Genomic DNA, 19,598 nt, shown 5'->3' with positions numbered 1-19,598 from the left:
TTAATGAGTGATTTAACTCATGATGGTGCAGAACGCCTTGCGCTGCACGAATTCACGGAAAATGCGTATCTCAACTACTCCATGTACGTCATTATGGACCGCGCCCTGCCGTTCATTGGCGATGGTTTAAAGCCCGTACAGCGTCGTATCGTCTATGCGATGTCGGAGTTGGGGTTAAGCAATAGCGCTAAATTCAAAAAATCTGCCCGTACCGTCGGTGACGTACTGGGTAAATACCATCCACACGGCGACAGCGCTTGTTATGAAGCCATGGTATTGATGGCACAACCCTTCTCTTATCGCTACCCGCTGGTTGATGGCCAGGGAAACTGGGGTGCGCCGGATGATCCGAAATCCTTCGCCGCGATGCGTTATACCGAATCGCGTCTGTCGAAATATGCTGAAGTCCTGCTGGGAGAGTTAGGGCAGGGGACGGTTGATTATGTGCCAAACTTTGACGGCACCATGCAGGAGCCAAAAATGCTTCCTGCGCGTCTGCCGAATATCCTGCTAAACGGCACCACCGGCATTGCCGTTGGTATGGCAACCGACATCCCTCCGCATAACTTACGTGAAGTAGCGAAAGCGGCAATCACTCTGATTGACCAGCCGAAAACTACGCTTGATGAGCTGCTGGATATTGTTCAGGGGCCGGATTACCCGACAGAAGCCGAAATCATCACCCCGCGTGAAGAGATCCGCAAAATCTACCAGAACGGCCGTGGCTCTGTGCGTATGCGTGCGGTGTGGAAAAAAGAAGATGGCGATGTGGTGATCACCGCGTTGCCGCACCAGGTTTCCGGCGCGCGCGTACTTGAACAAATCGCCAACCAAATGCGTGCTAAAAAACTGCCAATGGTTGAAGACTTGCGCGATGAGTCGAACCACGAAAACCCAACGCGTCTGGTGATTGTTCCCCGTTCTAACCGTATCGACGTAGAGCAGGTGATGAACCACCTGTTTGCCACCACCGATCTTGAGAAAAGCTATCGCATCAACCTCAATATGATTGGCCTGGACAACCGTCCATCGGTGAAAAACCTGCTGGAAATTTTGACCGAATGGCTGGTTTATCGTCGTGAAACGGTGCGCCGTCGCCTTAGCTACCGTCTCGAAAAAGTACTCAAACGCCTGCATATCCTCGAAGGTTTGCTGGTGGCATTCCTCAATATCGACGAAGTGATTCATATCATTCGTACCGAGGATGAGCCGAAGCCGGTGCTGATGTCGCGTTTCGAATTAAGCGAAACCCAGGCTGAATCTATCCTCGAGCTGAAATTACGTCACCTCGCAAAACTCGAAGAGATGAAGATTCGCGGCGAGCAGAGCGAGCTGGAAAAAGAGCGTGACCAATTGCAGGGCATTCTGGCGTCTGAACGCAAAATGAATACCTTGCTGAAGAAAGAGTTGCAGGCGGATTCAGATGCTTATGGCGACGATCGTCGTTCGCCACTGCGTGAACGTGGTGAAGCGAAAGCCATGAGCGAGCACGACATGACGCCGTCTGAACCCGTCACTATCGTGCTGTCGCAAATGGGTTGGGTGCGTAGCGCCAAAGGCCATGATATCGACGCGCAAGGTTTGAATTACAAAGCGGGTGATAGCTTCCTGGGTTGTGCTAAAGGCAAGAGCAACCAGCCGGTGGCATTTATCGACTCCACCGGGCGTAGCTACGCTCTCGACCCGATTACGTTACCGTCAGCGCGCGGGCAGGGCGAACCCCTTACCGGTAAACTGACACCGCCGCCGGGTGCCGTCGTTGAACACGTATTAATGGCGCCTGATGATCAAAAATTACTGATGGCGTCAGATGCAGGCTACGGTTTCGTCTGTACCTTTAATGATTTAGTGTCACGTAACCGTGCGGGTAAAACGCTCATCTCATTGCCGGAAAACGCAAAAGTGATGCCGCCGGTAGAGATTTCAAGTGTTGATGACATGCTGCTGGCAATCACCGCTGCGGGGCGTATGTTGATGTTCCCTGTTGGCGATTTACCGCAGCTTTCTAAAGGGAAAGGGAATAAAATTATCTCTATTCCAACTGCTGAAGCAGCAAACGGCGAAGACAAACTGGTTCATCTATTTGTATTGCCGCCGCAAAGCACCGTTACTTTGCACGTCGGCAAGCGCAAAATTAAACTTCGTCCGGAAGAGCTTCAAAAAATCACTGGTGAGCGAGGTCGTCGCGGCACATTGATGCGTGGTCTACAACGCATTGATCGTGTTGAAGTTGATTCTCCGCTTCGCGCAAGTGCAGGTGATAGCGAAGAGTAATCAAAAAAATGGCGGCTTAAAGGCCGCCAGATTGGTATGTTTTACGCTTAAGCAAGTCGTACACCCGTCATCATTCAAGTTGCAGAGCCCTGACTACCCCCATGCTTACAGTCTGGTGCTTTCCTGCATGGCGAATTATTTAGGGTATACTTGTCAGCGCTTTTGGCTTTTGAGGTTGTTATGCTATCCATCGTACGTTTTATTATCGTTATAATTTATTGCATCCTGGTGAGCATTTTTGGCTGTATTTATTGCCTGTTCAGCCCACGTAACCCGCGCCACGTTGCAACTTTTGGCCATCTGTTTGGGCGCCTGGCACCGGTATTCGGTTTGAAAGTCGAAACCCGTTTACCGAAAGGTCATGAAAATCACCCGACGGCGATTTATATCTGTAACCACCAGAATAATTTCGACATGGTCACTGCTGCGAATATTGTGCAGCCACCGACAGTTACTGTTGGTAAAAAGAGCCTGCTGTGGATTCCATTTTTTGGCCAAATCTATTGGCTGACTGGAAATATGCTTATCGACCGTGATAATCGCGCCAAAGCTCTCAGCACCATTTCCCAGGTTGTGGCACAAATTCAGAAACGTAAAATATCGGTCTGGATGTTTCCTGAAGGCACGCGTAGCCGTGGTCGTGGCCTGTTACCGTTCAAAACCGGCGCTTTCCATGCCGCAATTGCTGCGGGCGTCCCAATTATTCCGGTGTGTGTTTCCAATACCAGCAATAAAATTAAGCTAAACCGTTGGAATAACGGTTTGGTGATTGTCGAAATGCTGGAGCCAATTGATATCAGTGGTTATGGCAAAGATCAGGCGCGTAAACTCGCTACGCATTGCCGCGATATCATGAGGGAAAAAATCGCCGAATTAGATAAAGAAGTCGCTGAGCGTGAAGCCTCCGGCCGAGTTGAGAAAAAGCAGGCGAATTAATCATTTTTATACCCCTGCAATTAGATGTATGACGGGGATATTTTGGCGGCACGTCTTGTGCCGCACCACGTTAGTCAGTTTCACATGGAGTTAATATGTCACTCAGTCGGCGTCAGTTTATCCAGGCATCAGGAGTCGCACTTTGTGCAGGCTCGGTGCCACTGAGGGCAAACGCAGCAGGGCTGCAGCAACCTTTACCCGTACCGCCGTTATTAGAATCTCGTCGTGGTCAGCCTTTGTTCCTGACCTTACAGCGCGCGCATTGGTCATTTACCGGCGGTGCTAAAGCGCCGGTCTGGGGTTTGAACGGACGTTATCTCGGGCCGACCATTCGGGTATGGAGCGGTGATGACGTGAAGATGATTTACAGCAATCGTCTACAAGAAAATATCGCTATGACGATTGCCGGTTTACAGGTTCCAGGCCCGCTTATGGGCGGTGCTGCACGTATGATGCAACCCAATGTGGATTGGGCCCCGGTTCTGCCTATTCGCCAGCAAGCAGCGACGCTTTGGTATCATGCCAACACGCCTAACCGTACCGCAAAGCAGGTTTACAATGGCCTTGCGGGCATGTGGCTGATTGAAGATGAAGTGAGTAAGTCGCTGCCGATTCCTAACCACTATGGCGTCGATGACTTCCCGGTCATTATTCAGGATAAGCGCCTCGATAACTTTGGTGCGCCTGAATATGAAGAGCCGGGCAATGGTGGATTTGTGGGCGACACATTGTTGGTGAATGGTGTGCAGGGGCCATATGTTGAGGTCTCTCGCGGTTGGGTGCGTTTGCGTTTGCTGAACGCTTCCAACTCGCGCCGCTATTTGCTGCAAATGAGCGATGGCCGCGCGATGCACGTGATTTCCAGTGACCAGGGTTTCCTGCCAGCACCGGTTTCCGTGAAGCAACTTTCACTGGCTCCGGGCGAACGCCGTGAGATTCTGGTGGATATGAGTGACGGCAAAGAAGTGTCGATAACCTGCGGTGAAGCTGCCGGTATCATGGATAGAATCCGTGGCTTCTTCGAGCCGTCGAGCATTCTTATTTCCACGTTGGTTCTCACGTTGCGTGCCACCGGCCTGCTGCCGTTAGTGACTGATACATTACCAATGCGTCTTCTGCCGGATGAGATTATCAATGGCAACCCGGCGCGTAGCCGTGAAATTACACTCGGCGAAGATCCTGGCATTAACGGTCAGCTATGGGATATGAAACGCATTGATATTCAGACTCAGCAAGGCACCTGGGAGCGCTGGACTGTGCGTTCCGATATGCCGCAATCCTTCCATATTGAAGGTGTGAGTTTCCTGATTAAAAACGTCAATGGCGCGGCACCATTTGGTGAAGACCGCGGCTGGAAAGACACGGTTTGGGTTGATGGGCAGGTCGAGTTACTGGTCTATTTTGGTCAGCCTTCCTGGGAACATTTCCCATTCTTGTATACAAGTCAGACGCTTGAAATGGCGGACCGTGGATCTATCGGGCAGCTGCTGGTGCAGCCTGCGCCATAAACCATTTAGGCCCTTTCCATCAGTGAAAGGGCCTTAGATTTTAACACGGCAATAACACTTCATTTTTGAACCCATACCAGCGTATAATCGCCGGCTTTGGTTATTTTTAAATCATTTTTTATTCATTTTTCGGAAGCATTATGAGCTCTATTAGCTTGATCCAGCCCGATCGCGAACTCTTTTCGTGGCCACAATACTGGGCTGCCTGTTTCGGCCCGGCACCATTTTTACCCATGTCACGTAAGGAAATGGACGAGTTAGGTTGGGATAGCTGTGACATCATTCTGGTTACCGGAGATGCCTACGTTGACCATCCAAGTTTCGGTATGGCGATCTGTGGCCGTATGTTGGAAGCCCAGGGCTTCCGCGTGGGCATCATTGCTCAACCGGACTGGAACACTAAAGAAGACTTCATGCGCCTTGGCAAACCGAATCTGTTTTTCGGTGTGACTGCTGGCAACATGGACTCCATGATCAACCGCTACACCGCGGACCGCAAGCTGCGCCATGACGATGCGTACACGCCAGATAACGTGGCAGGTAAACGCCCGGATCGCGCATCACTTGCTTACACCCAGCGTTGTAAAGAAGCCTGGCGCGATGTGCCTGTTATTCTTGGTGGCATTGAAGCGAGCCTGCGCCGTACCGCGCATTACGATTACTGGTCTGATACCGTTCGTCGTTCAATCCTGGTCGATGCTAAAGCCGATATGCTCATTTTTGGCAACGGCGAGCGCCCTTTGGTAGAAGTAGCTCACCGCCTGGCAATGGGTGAGAAAATCGACCAAATCTGCGACGTGCGTAACACCGCTATGATGCGTAAAGAAGCGATGCCGGGCTGGTCTGGTGTGGATTCTACGCGTCTGGATATGCCTGGCCGTATTGACCCGATTCCACACCCTTACGGCGAAGATTTGCCGTGTGCAGAAACCGGTAAGCCGGATAAGCCAATTAACGAAGCGCAGGCTATCGTGGTTAAGCCTGCACCGATGAAGCCGTGGGAAAAAACCTACGTGTTGCTGCCGTCCTTTGAAAAAGTCAAAAACGACAAAGTGCTATATGCGCATGCCTCACGTATTTTGCACCATGAAACCAACCCAGGTTGTGCTCGAGCGTTGATGCAAAAACATGGTGACCGTTATATCTGGATTAACCCGCCAGCCATCCCGCTTTCCACTGAAGAGATGGACAGTGTGTTTGCACTGCCTTACAAGCGCGTTCCGCATCCTGCCTATGGCAAGGCGCGTATCCCTGCTTATGAGATGATTCGTTTCTCGGTGAACATCATGCGTGGTTGCTTTGGTGGCTGTTCATTCTGTTCTATTACCGAACACGAAGGTCGCATCATCCAGAGCCGCTCCGAAGATTCGATCATCAGCGAAATTGAAGCGATGCGCGATACCGTTCCAGGCTTCACTGGCGTGGTTTCGGATCTCGGTGGCCCAACCGCTAACATGTATATGCTGCGCTGTAAGTCACCGCGTGCGGAACAGACTTGCCGCCGCTTGTCTTGCGTCTATCCGGATATTTGCCCGCACATGGACACCAACCATGAGCCGACGATCAACTTGTATCGCCGCGCCCGTGAGATTAAAGGTGTTAAGAAGATCCTGATCGCATCCGGTGTTCGTTACGATATCGCGGTGGAAGATCCACGTTATATCAAAGAGCTGGCGACGCACCACGTGGGTGGTTATCTGAAGATTGCCCCGGAACATACCGAAGAAGGGCCGCTGTCGAAGATGATGAAGCCGGGTATGGGCAGTTATCAGCGTTTTAAAGAGCTGTTTGATACTTATTCTAAACAGGCAGGTAAAGAGCAGTACCTGATTCCTTACTTTATCTCCGCGCACCCTGGTACGCGTGATGAAGACATGGTGAATCTGGCACTGTGGCTGAAGAAAAACCGCTTCCGTTTGGATCAGGTGCAGAACTTCTACCCGTCACCGCTCGCGAACTCGACCACCATGTATTACACCGGTAAGAACCCGCTGGGTAAGATTGGCTATAAGAGTGAAGATGTGGTGGTGCCGAAAGGTGACCGTCAGCGCCGCTTGCACAAAGCGCTGCTGCGTTATCATGATCCTGCCAACTGGCCGTTGATTCGTGAAGCACTGGAAGCGATGGGTAAAAAGCACCTGATTGGTGGCCGTCGTGAGTGCCTGGTGCCTTCGCCAACGATTGAAGAGATGCGTGAAGCGCGTCGTTATAACCGTGGTGCGCGCCCAGCATTGACGAAACATACGCCAATGACACATCAGCGTCGTGCACCTGCTGATGCTAAAGCAGTTGCTGGTGCAAAACCTGGTGTTGGTTCGAAACCTGCTGCTGGTGCCAAATCTGGCGCTGGTTCGAAACCTAATGCTGGTGCGAAAGCGTCTACAGGTGCAAGACCTGCACCTAAAGTTGTATCGAAGCCTACAAGTCGCAAGCGCCCAGCTTAACGATTGTTGTAAAACAGCGGTAGGGCGGATGTCGTGAACCACATCAGCACTACCGCTACAATATTTTTCGTAGGTCGGATAAGCGTAAGCGCCATCCGACACTATGAAACAGTTTTACGAGCCAAACACATCAGGGTCTGGTCCCAGACGCTTATGACTATCCAGCTTCGCAATCTCGCTTAACTCGTCTTTATCAAGACGGAAATCAAACACGTCAAAGTTCTCAGCAATGCGCGATGGTGTGACCGATTTCGGGATCACAACCAGCCCACTATCCAGATGCCAGCGAATGACAATCTGTGCCGGGGTTTTGCCATATTTATCGGCCAGGTCGCGGATGATTTTCTTATCAAACACACCCTCACCGCCCTGAGCCAGTGGGCTCCAGGATTCGGTCTGAATTTTGTGTGTCGCATTCCAGGCATGAAGCTGGCGTTGTTGCAGTAATGGATGGAGTTCAATCTGGTTGATAACCGGCGAGACGCCCGTTTCGTCAATCAAACGCTGGAGATGGTTAAGTTGGAAATTACACACGCCGATGCTTTTGACCAGCCCCTGCTTTTGCAACTCAATCATGCCTTTCCAGGCTTCAACATAATGATCTTTGCTCGGCACCGGCCAGTGCATCAAATACAGATCGACGTAATCGAGCTGTAATTTCTCAAGGCTATCTTCTAACGCCTGACGCGGCCTCTGCTGGTCGTCATTCCACAGTTTGGTGGTGATAAACAGCTCTTCACGCGGGATACTGGCCTGTTTTAGCGCATTACCCACGCCGTCTTCGTTCTTGTACGCGGCGGCGGTATCAATAGATCGATAGCCGACCTCCAGCGCTTTATCGATTGCAATTTGAACCTGGTCGTTGCTGGCTTGCCAGACGCCGAGGCCTAACTGCGGCATCACATTCCCGTCCTGGAGCTTGATTATGGTTGGGTTTGCCATGTATTCCTCCTTAATCAAATGATACGACTGGGGCCAGGCCCCAGCGTAATAATGCATTTAAGTCTGGACCAAATACTCAGAAACGTGAAAAAAATGGCTAAATTACTTAGCGTGCTGCCTCGTAAATGCGACGGCTTACGTCCAGAGTAATATCCTGATGCTCACCCAGTTTGGTCATGCCTTTTTCTTCCAGTTTCACTAGCAGAGCTGGGATAGAGCTACCATCCAGACCGTAGGCTGACAGGCGAGTTGGTGCTCCCATTTGCTCGAAGAAATTACGTGTAGCTTCAATCGCTGCATCAATACGTTCTTCTTCAGAACCTTCAGTGATGTTCCATACGCGTTCAGCATACTGCAGCAGTTTGCCGCGTTTCTCGTTACGTTTTTCATTCAGCAGAGAAGGCAGAACAACCGCCAGGGTTTGTGCGTGATCCAGACCGTGCATCGCAGTCAGTTCATGCCCGAGCATGTGAGTTGCCCAGTCCTGCGGGACGCCAGCACCAATCAAACCGTTTAACGCCATGGTCGCCGCCCACATTACATTGGCACGCACGTCATAGTTTTCTGGTTCTTTCAGCGCAATTGGGCCGTCTTCAACCAGTGTTAACAGAATGCCTTCGGCAAAACGGTCCTGCACTTTGGCGTTCACAGGGTAGGTGATGTATTGCTCAACGGTGTGAACAAAAGCATCGACTACGCCGTTTGCGACCTGGCGCGGTGGCAAAGTATAGGTGTAAACCGGGTCAAGTACCGCGAAGACAGGCTGCACGTGTTCAGACATAAACGCTTGTTTGTCGCCGGTTGAGCGGCGGGAAACCACCGCGCCTTTATTGGATTCAGAACCGGTTGCAGGCAGCGTCAATACGGAACCCAGCGGGATTGCACTCTTAACGTCACTACCGCGAGTCAGCAGGATATTCCACGGATCTTGATCCAGCGGATAGTTCGCTGCTGCTGCGATGAATTTAGTGCCGTCGAGCACAGAACCGCCACCAACGGCTAACAGGAAAGTGACTTTCTGCTGGCGCACCACTTCTACTGCTTTCATCAGCGTTTCGTAAGCCGGGTTTGGTTCGATGCCGCTAAATTCCAGTACATCCAGCCCTTCGAGTTCGGCGTAAACCTGGTCCAGTACGCCATTTTTCTTCACGCTGCCGCCGCCGTAGGTGATCAACACACGAGCATCAGCAGGAATTTGTGCGCGCAATTCGGAAATAGCGCCTTTACCAAACAGGATGCGAGTTGGGGTATGTAGGTCGAAGTTGTTCATTATTTGATTCCTGTGGTTTGGATCGTTAGAGACAATACTTATCGAATTTGATGGTAGCCATTGTCGGCTTCAGGTGGCTATCTCTCAATGCTTATTCCTGCCTTTGTCTTGCCTATTTCTACTTACCTCTGGAGAAAAATAAAAATTAGTCGCAGACTTATTGCGTCATAAAAGCCTTGTGGAGCGGAAGGAAATGAAGCGAAAAGAGATTTGTCTGCAATTAACAAATAAGATTAATCATTTGATACAAAAAGAAAATAATGCTCTTTCTTCATTGCCAAATGTCACTTTATTGTATGGTACGAAACCTTATGCCCGCACCCCGGTGATGTATGAGCCGGGAATCATTATTCTCTTTTCTGGCCATAAAACGGGTTATCTAAACGATCGCGTGTTTCGCTACGATGCTAATGAATATCTGCTGTTAACGGTGCCACTGCCTTTTGAATGCGAAACCTTCGCGACACCTGAAGTTCCGCTGGCTGGCCTGCGTATTAACATCGATATTTTGCAGTTGCAGGACTTGCTGATGGATATCGGTGAAGACGATTTATCACATCCGCAAACATGCTCAACGGGCATTAATTCCGCCGAACTTTCAGAAGAAATTCTTTGCGCCGTCGAGCGTTTACTCGACGTGCTCGAGAACCCGCTCGACGCGCGTATTTTGGGTAAACAAATTATCCGTGAAATTCTCTATCACATCCTGGTGGGGTCGTGTGGTGCAGCATTGTTGGCATTGGTCAGCCGGCAGACGCATTTCAGCCTGATTAGCCGTGTTCTGAGACGTATCGAAACGCAGTACACCGAGAACCTCTCAGTGGACCAACTGGCCGCTGAAGCGAATATGAGCGTCTCTGCGTTTCATCATAACTTTAAGTCGGTGACCAGTACTTCGCCGCTGCAATACCTCAAAAGCTATCGTCTGCATAAAGCGCGGATGTTGATTTTGCATGACGGGATGAAAGCTAGCGCTGCGGCTATCCGTGTGGGATATGAAAGTGCTTCGCAGTTTAGCCGCGAGTTTAAACGCTACTTTGGGGTAACCCCGGGAGAAGATGCCGCTCGTATGCGAGTCATTTAAGCTGAAGCTTACAGAGTGGATAATTTCGCATTACCCACTCTGTGATTTTTATGCGGGGTTAAATCTTTTTTTAATAACTACAAATAGCGTGCCTACCAGACCTGCGACCAGCAGAACCATCGGCAGAATCATCAGGCAGGTCATCACCTGGTCTTCGTGGCGTTTCACAAATGGAATCATGCTCAGGGCATAACCCAGACTGGTGACGCTGCCAACCCACAACAACCCACTTAACCAGTTAAATACCTGGAAGCGGCGATTGCTAAGGCCAGAAATGCCCGCCATGGTTGGCAGCAATGTGCGCACAAACGCCAAAAAACGCCCAGCTAACAATGCGAACAAACCGTGTCGGTCAAACATCACCGTTGCTCGTTCGTGATATTGCGGTGGAAGTTGTTTCAACCAGCTTTTCACCACCCGAGTATTGCCGAGCCAGCGGCCTTGCACATAGCTCAGCCAGCAACCGAGGCTTGCCGCCGCGGTTAAGATAATGATTGTCGGGACGAAATCCATGACCCCTTTTGCCACTAACGCTCCTGCGAGTAACAGCAGACTGTCGCCCGGCAAAAACGAGGCGGGCAGCAATCCATTTTCGAGAAACAGCGTCGCAAACATGACGCAATAAACCACTCCAACAACATGAGGGTCCGCGAGTGCAGCAAAGTCATGTTGCCAAAGCGCTTGAACGATATTGTGTATAACAGCCATGGCAAATCCTGTGGAACCGCTTTATTGAGCAGGCCTGAATCTACAGTAGTTAGATTAGGCACACCTTAGTTTTAGGGGCTTAGTGTAACGCTAAAAAACCTGCGACATCTTGATCGCAGGCTCAACAAATCATCATGGAATAGCAAAAACTGTCCTTCCGGGCGTCCACTTCTGGCAATTTTAGGCGATCCGCTGGAAACCTGCTTCAAGATCGGCGATGAGATCGTCAACATTTTCCAGGCCAATATGAATGCGTACTAATGTCCCACTGAAGTCTATCCCGCCAGCCGGGCGGATCTGCGCGAGTTCTTCCGGTTGGTTGGCTAGGATAAGCGATTCATAGCCCCCCCAGGAATAGGCCATACTAAAATAATGGAAATTATCCAGGTAGTGCTGATATTGCTCGTTATTTAAACGATTTTTCAGCACGAATGAGAACAAGCCGCTACTACCTGTAAAGTCTCGTTTCCAGAATTCATGCCCTTTACTGCCGGGTAGTGCAGGGTGATTTACACGTTCAACCTGTGGGTGTTGCGCCAGCCATTCGGCAATTTTCAAACTACTTTCATGATGTTGACGCAGGCGCACACCAAGAGTGCGTAAACCCCTGCTCGTCATATAAGCGGTATCGGCATCCAACATTTGCCCCATCAGATAAGAATTTTCACGCAGTTGATCCCAGCAACGAGCATTTGATACAGCTGTGCCAACCATCGCATCCGAGTGGCCAATCAGGTATTTGGTGCCAGCCTGAATTGAAATATCGATACCAAAATCCAGCGCCTTAAAGAGAATGCCTGCCGCCCAGGTGTTATCAATCATGATAATGGCATCCGGGGCAACGCTGCGCACCGCCTGCACAATTGCTGGAACGTCATGTACTTCCATTGTGATAGAGCCAGGTGATTCCAGAAATACGACTTTAGTATTGGGTTGTACAAGTTCTGCGATGCCTGCGCCAATCATCGGGTCAAACCAGGTGGTGCTCACGCCGAGCCTTGCGAGGATTTTGGTGCAGAAGTCCTGGCTAGGCTCGTAAGCTGTGCCAGTCATCAACACATTGTCGCCGTGCTCGACGAACGCCAGAATCGCATTGGCAACGGCTGCGGCACCACAAGGGTAAAGCGCACAACCCGCACCGCCTTCGAGCTCGCACATTGCTTCTTGTAAAGAAAAGTGGGTCAGGGTGCCGCGACGACCATAAAAAAGTTCGCCTTTCGCGCGGTTAGCCGTTGCCAGCTTTTTGGCTTCAACACTTTCGAACACCAAAGAAGAAGCGCGTTGAATGACGCTGTTAACCGAACCCTGGGTGAATTTTTTATCGCGCCCGGCATTAACCAGCGCCGTTTCAATGTGCTTTTTACTCATCTTCACTTTACCCTGTTTAACCATCTGGATGTCTAAATCTAACTTATCATGCTTTTGCTGCGTAAGCGCAAGGAATGCATAGACAATTTAAGGCACTCTTTAAATACTAATGAGAACTACTATCAATTCGATGTCGTTTTGATATTATTGCGCACAGTTTTTGTATCATTTCGTGGTGGAGAGTAAGAGTGACGAATAATTTGATGCAGACAGACCTCTCTGTCTGGGGCATGTATCAACATGCCGACATCGTGGTAAAGATTGTGATGATCGGCCTGATTATGGCCTCTGTCGTCACGTGGGCAATCTTCTTTAGCAAAAGTGTTGAGCTGTCTGCGCAAAAGCGTCGTCTGAAGCGTGAACAGCAACAACTGGCTAATGCCCGCTCTCTGAACGAAGCCAGTGAAATGGCGGAAGCATTTGATGCAAAAAGCCTGAGCACCATGCTTATCAATGAAGCGCAAAATGAGCTTGAGCTTTCCGCGGGCAGCGAAGATAACGAAGGCATTAAAGAGCGTACCGGTTTCCGCCTTGAACGTCGTGTCGCAGCTGCGGGTCGTCACATGGGGCGCGGTAATGGCTTCCTTGCGACCATCGGTGCGATCTCCCCGTTCGTCGGCCTGTTTGGTACGGTCTGGGGCATCATGAACAGCTTTATTGGTATTGCGCAGTCGCAGACCACTAACCTTGCTGTGGTGGCACCTGGTATTGCAGAAGCATTGTTAGCAACGGCTATCGGCCTGATTGCAGCAATTCCTGCGGTAGTTATCTACAACGTATTTGCCCGTGTTATCGGCGGCTATAAAGCTTCTCTGGGTGACGTTGCGGCTCAGGTTCTGTTGTTGCAAAGTCGTGACCTGGATTTAGAGGCCAGCTCTCAGGCTCGCCCGGTACGTACGGCTCAGAAACTGCGTGTAGGTTAATCCCATGGCAATGAGTTTTAACGAAAACCACGACGATAACGGCGAAATGCATGATATCAACGTGACGCCGTTTATCGATGTCATGTTGGTGTTGCTGATTATCTTCATGGTGGCAGCACCCCTTGCGACGGTTGATGTGAAGGTTAACCTTCCAGCATCCTCAAGCCAGCCGCAGCCGCGCCCGGAAAAACCGATTTATCTCTCCGTCAAAGCGGACAAAACCATGTTTATTGGGAACGACGAAGTGACCAGGGATAACATGGTTAACATGCTGATGGCTGCGACAGAAGGTAAGAAAGACACCACGATCTTCTTCCGCGCTGACAAAACGGTTGATTACGAAACCATGATGAGCGTGATGGATACTCTGCATCAGGCAGGGTATTTGAAGATTGGCTTGGTGGGACAAGAAGTCACCAAAACTCAATAACGTTTGATTTATTACTGCAACGAAATCCCCTGCGGCCTGCTAGTTTAACTATCAGGTCGCTTTTTCATACCCATACTGATTTTACTTAGTTCAGTATCCCATCCTGTAAATCACTCTTTCATTTGCTCCTCTTTGCTGACTTAATTCAAATTATAAAAATCACTCAGCTTTATTATTGAAAACAGAAGAAAAATATACTCAGGCTAACAATAACCTTCTATGCTTTTTCTGTACGTAATAGTTCCATCTTGAAAATACCTAATAAAAACTTAATGATAAAAATGTGGATAACCAAATGGCAACGATGACTGTTTTTGATGCAGGCAACAAAAAGCCCGATGTGGTGTCTCTTCGAAGTATTTATCTACATGCAGATGTATTAATGTTTTTTGTTGTCTGGGGGCTATTTGTAATTTCGCTTGGTGTGGGGTGGGCTTACGATGCACTATCCGTTGCACTTATAGCTGGCAGCATTCTTGCTGTAAGCTCCAGTATTGTTAAGCTATTGCTCCCCGGAAAACTATTTACCCGGCTCTATTACGCTTTTACATTAATTGGATTTGCCGCATTGCTAATTCAATTAGGCGATGGTGAAACTGAATATCACTTTTCGGTTTTTGTATTGCTATCAGCAATATTAGCTTATCGCGATTATCGACCATTATTAATGGGGGCGGCGGTTGCAGCGCTTCACCATGTATTATTTGCCTGGCTGCAAGCTAATGAGTTATTCGGTATCACCTGCTTTATGCATCCAGGAATTCATATGGTCGTATTCCATGCCATTTTTGTGGTGGCACAAACTGCGATACTCATTTACATGGCATTGCGCATGGCCGATGACGCACGTTCCGCCAGCGAAGTGGCGCAGTTAGCAGCACAGATAAATTGCCAGCCGGGTTTCCTGACCCTTACGTGTAGTGAAAGGGAAAGTCGCACGCCATTTGCTCAAACCTTTAATACTACGCTTACCACGATGAGAAGTACCCTAAGCCAGGTGAGCACTGGTGTGGCATCAGTACTCGCAGCTTCGGAAAGTATCATCCAACGTAATGCCGCACTGTCTAAACGTACTGACGAGCAGGCCGCAGCACTTGCCGTTGCCGCCAGTGCCATGGAACAACTCAGCTCCTCCGCAGTCGCGACTAGTGACAAAGCGCAAAGTGCCAGAGCGCTTGCCACTCAGGCAAGTCATCTCGCAAGCAAAGGTGGAGTCAGTATTGATGCTGCCACACGTACTATGGAGCAAATCCGCGAAGAGTCTGACCACATCAGCAACATACTTGAACTGATTGATGGCATTGCCTTCCAGACTAATATTCTGTCCCTGAATGCCTCCGTTGAAGCAGCCCGGGCAGGTGCTCATGGTCGAGGATTCGCGGTGGTGGCTTCGGAAGTACGCACACTGGCGTTACGATGCGAAAATGCGGCCAAAGACATTCGCCAGTTGATAAGCGTATCGGTAGAGTGTACTCGGACAGGCTCGGTGCAAGTGGAAAATGCTGGGCAAACCATGCGTGAAGTGATTGGTTCCATTAATGCGCTGGCAGGGTTGGTGGAGGAGCTTTCCGATATGAGTGCCCAGCAAAGTATCAGCATCACGCAAATGAATGAAAGTATTGCCAGTATCGATGAAAGCGTGAGGTATAACGTGGAGCATACTGCGCAAACCGTACAGGCCGCGCGCCAACAACAGCATCAGGCTGATGATTTACAGCAGGCAATCTCAGTATTTCGTCTGGCCTGATAGCAGGTTTCGCGAGCGAATTTTTGTCGCTTGAAAGAGTGCCTGCTTGCTGCAGGCGCCTCAGCAACTTTATAAGTGGGGTGTTTTGTAGCTGTTTTCCAGCAATGCGCGGGTACGTGAGAGTGTTTGTGTTTCTTCATCTCTCAACTTCTGATACACCTCCTCTAGTCGAGCCAGAATTTCGGCTTTAAGCCTGGGATTGTGGCTGATGATTTCGCTAAGCACGGCGCCGTAAATCTCATCTTTTACGCGATATGGGTAAATTTGATGGCGGTTGTGCCATTTTTGCTCAACCAATGCCGCAGTGATATTGATCTGGCCTTGTGCGATGCGAGCAATATTTTCATTTTTAATCTGTACCAGCACGGCGATATTTTCACGTAATAACGTATTTTCAGACACTGTATCGTCAGATGGCACAGCCGTTTGAAGAGGGGGGAATTGCAATTCTGACATTGGCATTACTCATCCAGCGAATAAAACAGAGGCCAGCTTTTTTCCTGGGTTAACTGATTTACCCAGATTTGCTGCGAATGATGACTTATCTGCAATTTTTTATCTTCTATTAGCATTTGCAGATCGGCAGAGTTGATTTTTTCTTGTTCTATGAGTTCATTTAATACTGTCACTATCGCTTCAATTTTTACTGCATAAAATAAGCGGTCTTTTAAATGCTGGTCATTCTCTTCAAGCAATGTATTTTTCGCTTGCCCAGCATAATGAGGGGCGCTCAGAATCGTTTTCTCCAGAACTAAAAGATTATCCTGAGAATTTAGTGTTAGAGCGCTATGTTCTTCTGATACGGCAATATCAGCCTGTGAGACAGGAAAGGTCACTGGCACCAGGTTGTTGGGCAGCATTAGAGATGTCCTTTTATAGCAATGGAATTAAATTTTATGGTTAACAGACGGCTGGTTGACTATATGTTGCCTCAAAATTACTATAAAAAAAACAGGAGTCCTCATGCAAAGCGTCTTTTATTCAATTGTATTAATATTGTTATTGCTGTGCGTAGTACTAGTGCTGATGCGTGAGATTTCGCATCCCAAAGTGAAATTAACGCCCCGTAACGTCCCTAAATTAAATTTATCTGAAATTGATGAGCGTGAAGATTATTTTGCTAAGTTAATGTCAAAAATAACGCCTGATTATTACTGGCGAGTGAGCCATGAATATGTGGATTTCAACCACGCCACTATCAAACGGATGCGTATCGACGAACTCAGTGCTGATCTGGCACTCTTTAACGCTCAGCGACGTTGTAGTGATTTACACTCTGCCATCTACCGCTATTACGAAAATCTCAGAAAACGCTGTTCAGAGGGGGAGACGGTACCTTTTGCTGATATCGAGGTGCTGAATTTACGTCAGTGCTTTGATGAGTTCAGTCATGATGCTTATCCTGCATTGGTTGCTTTGGTGTGGCCGCATCTTCAGCGCCCAGAGGTCTGTCTTGAGAATGTATAGTGCCTTTTCCCATTTAGATTGATCTGACATCAGGCTGTTTTTTAAACTAAAAAAATCCAAATCTAAAAATGGACTGATTATCTTCTGGATTAACATTCAGTATTGTTTATTATTTGCTCACCCAAAGGAGTTGCTCGCCACGTTGCTGAACATTCAGCAATGAAGTATTTACCTTCAATAAAGATATAACGCATGTATTTGTTTAAAAAAATCGTTACCGCTTCACTCTTAATTATCCCTTTAGTTATTAGTGCAAATTCCTTTGCTTTTAATATGCCAAAGGAATTTGCATCATTGGGTGTTAATGCTCTTTCACATAAAGATGTGTTTTCTAAACAGGCTTCACTTATAAATCCTGAAGGAAAAATAAATTCTAATAATATCAGAGCCACTATATTGGCTGAATTTTCCAACTGGAAAGGAACACGCTATCATTTTGGTGGCACCACACATAAAGGTGTGGATTGCTCTGCACTCATGCAGCATATTTTTAGTGATTCTTTTCACAAGTCGCTGCCAAGAACGACAACTCAGCAAATTCGAAATGGTGAACACGTCAATAAAGAAATGCTTAAACCAGGTGATTTAGTCTTTTTTCAAACTTCTCCAGGTACCCGTCATGTTGGCGTGTACGTCGGTAATAATGAGTTTATCCATGCTTCAAGCAGCGTGGGAGTAACCATTTCCTCACTGGCTAACCGCTACTGGATGGATCATTATGAAACGGCTCGGCGTTTAAAAATGATTGGCTGAATATAAATAATATTCCTGAAATTTTGTATTTATCACCATTATTATAGTTGTTCATTTAGAATTATGTTTTCTAATTTTTGGAATTTATACTCTTATTTCCAACGAGATGCTTATTAAATGAAAAGAAATTTAATTCGCTATATGACGAGTGCTGTAATGGTGGTTTTAGCGGCAGCTATGATGCGATTTTAAGTGGAGTGGAAAAGGCTGAACATGTGATGGTCGGCGGGAAATAGCGCGTCACCAACGGCAATATCGCTGGGCTGGATGTAGCGGATTTAATCTCCCGTCGCACAAAGGCTACGAAAAATGGTATCGGATATTTAAGCTAATCTTCCGTAACGCTTTCTTCGCTTTTGCCTTTCCCCCATGCAGCGCGGCGCTGGAGCATCTTTTTTAACGCCCGGCCGGATGTATTTAACCAACCGGTTGGGCGTGGGTCGGCAAGCATACTCAGGGCGCGGGCGTAATCCAGCACAAGCCCTGGTGTCCAGGCCATGGTTTCAGCACGCTTACGCAGTTGCAGCGCCACCCAAAGTTCTGGCGTCGACATCAATTTCCCCATTGCCATCCAGAACCCGCGTTTATGCCATAGCCGCCCAACCGATCCTTCTAGTGCGGCTTCCAACGCCCGCGCTACGCTACTGGAGCAGTTGCGGTAAGTCAGGTTGTAGGACTCATTCTGGCGGTAACTTTCCCAGAATGTTTTTAGCTTTTCCTCGTTATAATTACGGATGCGCACTTTTCTTGTCGACGGGCACCACTTTGCGGCCTCCGTCGCATAATCTGGCTGAAATAATCCTGCAACGTTGTTTTCCGGGGTCGCGCGTAACAGCCGGACGAACTCGTCGGGCGACTGGTCAATAAGTTCTGCAGGATAGAGGCTGATATAAACCCCACCTGGGGACTCAAGGGCTGCGTGGCCGGTTGAGATAACCCCGTTGCGGTCGACAGCGGCGATATAACGGCTTATTACCGGGCGGGGAATTGTCTCGCTCGGGGCTGAGTCAGCAGGTGTCCAGACATGAACCGTCAGTGCTTTTTCATCATCGCTGGGTGGCCCGTCCCACTCCACGACCTTAAGCGGCGGAACATCTGCTTCTTCCATAAAGACCGCACCTTTAAGCCCAGGGTTTGCAGCGGCGCTTTTAACGCGGTTGGCGAGAATAAACATATTCCAGCCCGCAAAAGCCAGGCCCAGCCCGAGGCAGTACGGGACCGTACCTTCATAGTGGGAGGGCCAGGGTTGGAAGAGGAATATTGCCAGCGCTATTTCGACAATTCCGCCCCAGAATGCGGGCCGCCAGCGCCGATAGCGCACTACTAATGCAGAAGCGATTTGTAGTGCGCCATCAAACATAAAAAGTGTGCCGAAGATCATCGCCAGCACGAAGTTTCCGTCATGATGGCCCGCCAGAATCAACAGCGCAGCCACAGTAAATGCCCCGCCTTTTACGTAGCGCAGCACGCGCTGCCCGCCCATACCGCTATGAGCAACCATCAGCGTCGCACATCCTTCGATCAGCAGTAAGCAGGCAAAAGGTTCAATAGGAAAGAACAGTGTTCCGTCCAATGCATCAATGAATATCACCACGCCGGCAATTAGCGTAACCCAGCCAAAACGGCGCAGCCCGCGCCAGTGGGAGCGCAGGAAATCAACGCCAAGCAGGATCATTGTTAGCCGCATCATGGATGTCATTCCGAGAATCAGTCCAAGAAATATATAGTCCACAAGGCTGCTAAG

At 49.0% G+C, this 19,598-nt stretch carries 16 protein-coding genes and 1 pseudogene; 10 read left to right on the top strand and 7 right to left on the bottom strand.

The features are described 5' to 3' along the window. Positions 1–3 precede the first annotated feature (3 nt). From parC to IX31_RS18730, 4 genes and pseudogenes are all read left to right on the top strand, one after another. Positions 4–2,274: a DNA topoisomerase IV subunit A gene (parC, locus tag IX31_RS18745; protein ID WP_034460997.1), complete on the top strand. Its 2,271-nt coding sequence runs from the start codon at positions 4–6 to the stop codon at positions 2,272–2,274. Positions 2,275–2,454: 180 nt separating this feature from the next. Next, positions 2,455–3,210, top strand: a complete 756-nt coding sequence (locus IX31_RS18740; RefSeq protein WP_034460995.1) for a 1-acylglycerol-3-phosphate O-acyltransferase — start codon at positions 2,455–2,457, stop codon at positions 3,208–3,210. Between the two features lie 95 nt (positions 3,211–3,305). Then, entirely contained in the window at positions 3,306–4,718 is a 1,413-nt protein-coding gene (ftsP, locus tag IX31_RS18735) for a cell division protein FtsP (RefSeq protein WP_034460993.1), read from the top strand. A 140-nt stretch (positions 4,719–4,858) separates the two neighbouring features. Further along, positions 4,859–7,057, top strand: a pseudogene (locus tag IX31_RS18730) (YgiQ family radical SAM protein); the annotation flags it as partial. Positions 7,058–7,276: 219 nt separating this feature from the next. Here IX31_RS18730 and dkgA read toward each other — a convergent pair. Then, positions 7,277–8,104, bottom strand: a complete 828-nt coding sequence (dkgA, locus tag IX31_RS18725; RefSeq protein ID WP_034460992.1) for a 2,5-didehydrogluconate reductase DkgA — start codon at positions 8,102–8,104, stop codon at positions 7,277–7,279. 106 nt (positions 8,105–8,210) lie between these two features. Then, entirely contained in the window at positions 8,211–9,374 is a 1,164-nt protein-coding gene (gene yqhD / locus IX31_RS18720) for an alcohol dehydrogenase (RefSeq protein WP_034460991.1), read from the bottom strand. 193 nt (positions 9,375–9,567) lie between these two features. Between yqhD and IX31_RS18715 the strand changes: the two genes are divergently transcribed. Continuing rightward, positions 9,568–10,458, top strand: coding sequence for an AraC family transcriptional regulator (locus IX31_RS18715; protein ID WP_034460990.1), 891 nt, complete (start codon positions 9,568–9,570; stop codon positions 10,456–10,458). Between the two features lie 48 nt (positions 10,459–10,506). Here the strand turns inward: IX31_RS18715 and IX31_RS18710 are convergent, their stop codons facing one another. Further along, positions 10,507–11,166, bottom strand: a complete 660-nt coding sequence (locus IX31_RS18710) for a DedA family protein (RefSeq protein ID WP_034460989.1) — start codon at positions 11,164–11,166, stop codon at positions 10,507–10,509. Positions 11,167–11,346: 180 nt separating this feature from the next. Continuing rightward, positions 11,347–12,534: a cystathionine beta-lyase gene (metC, locus tag IX31_RS18705; RefSeq protein ID WP_034461058.1), complete on the bottom strand. Its 1,188-nt coding sequence runs from the start codon at positions 12,532–12,534 to the stop codon at positions 11,347–11,349. Positions 12,535–12,722: 188 nt separating this feature from the next. Here metC and exbB point away from each other — a divergent pair, with 188 nt between their 5' ends. The 3 genes from exbB (at position 12,723) to IX31_RS18690 (ending at position 15,634) form a co-directional block, all read left to right on the top strand. Further along, positions 12,723–13,457, top strand: a complete 735-nt coding sequence (gene exbB / locus IX31_RS18700; protein WP_034460988.1) for a tol-pal system-associated acyl-CoA thioesterase — start codon at positions 12,723–12,725, stop codon at positions 13,455–13,457. 4 nt (positions 13,458–13,461) lie between these two features. Further along, positions 13,462–13,887, top strand: coding sequence for a TonB system transport protein ExbD (exbD, locus tag IX31_RS18695; RefSeq protein WP_034460987.1), 426 nt, complete (start codon positions 13,462–13,464; stop codon positions 13,885–13,887). 295 nt (positions 13,888–14,182) lie between these two features. Next, entirely contained in the window at positions 14,183–15,634 is a 1,452-nt protein-coding gene (locus IX31_RS18690; protein WP_034460986.1) for a methyl-accepting chemotaxis protein, read from the top strand. 69 nt (positions 15,635–15,703) lie between these two features. Here IX31_RS18690 and IX31_RS18685 read toward each other — a convergent pair whose 3' ends face one another. Beyond that, the gene (locus IX31_RS18685) at positions 15,704–16,096 is read right to left on the bottom strand and encodes a cytoplasmic protein (protein ID WP_122974062.1); all 393 of its coding nucleotides are present in this window, start codon (positions 16,094–16,096) and stop codon (positions 15,704–15,706) included. Further along, entirely contained in the window at positions 16,096–16,494 is a 399-nt protein-coding gene (locus IX31_RS18680) for a hypothetical protein (protein ID WP_034460985.1), read from the bottom strand. The genes IX31_RS18685 and IX31_RS18680 overlap by 1 nt, the downstream gene beginning before the upstream one ends. 103 nt (positions 16,495–16,597) lie before the next feature. On the opposite strand from IX31_RS18680, the gene IX31_RS18675 reads away from it, so the two are divergent. Together IX31_RS18675 and IX31_RS23710 are read left to right on the top strand one after the other, a co-directional pair. Next, positions 16,598–17,101: an ESA_00282 family adhesion-associated protein gene (locus tag IX31_RS18675; protein ID WP_034460984.1), complete on the top strand. Its 504-nt coding sequence runs from the start codon at positions 16,598–16,600 to the stop codon at positions 17,099–17,101. A gap of 192 nt (positions 17,102–17,293) precedes the next feature. Further along, positions 17,294–17,854, top strand: a complete 561-nt coding sequence (locus IX31_RS23710) for an NlpC/P60 family protein (RefSeq protein ID WP_034460983.1) — start codon at positions 17,294–17,296, stop codon at positions 17,852–17,854. 328 nt (positions 17,855–18,182) lie between these two features. Here the strand turns inward: IX31_RS23710 and IX31_RS18665 are convergent, their stop codons facing one another. Continuing rightward, positions 18,183–19,544 carry an HdeD family acid-resistance protein gene (locus tag IX31_RS18665; RefSeq protein WP_034460982.1) on the bottom strand — a complete coding sequence of 454 codons (1,362 nt, stop codon included), beginning with the start codon at positions 19,542–19,544 and terminating at the stop codon, positions 18,183–18,185. Positions 19,545–19,598: the final 54 nt, after the last annotated feature.

It is taken from the genome of Buttiauxella noackiae (genome assembly GCF_000737905.1).
GTDB classification, from domain to species: domain Bacteria; phylum Pseudomonadota; class Gammaproteobacteria; order Enterobacterales; family Enterobacteriaceae; genus Buttiauxella; species Buttiauxella noackiae.
The sequence above is the reverse complement of the archived record's forward strand: the minus strand, read 5'-3'. Positions and strand labels throughout refer to the sequence as shown.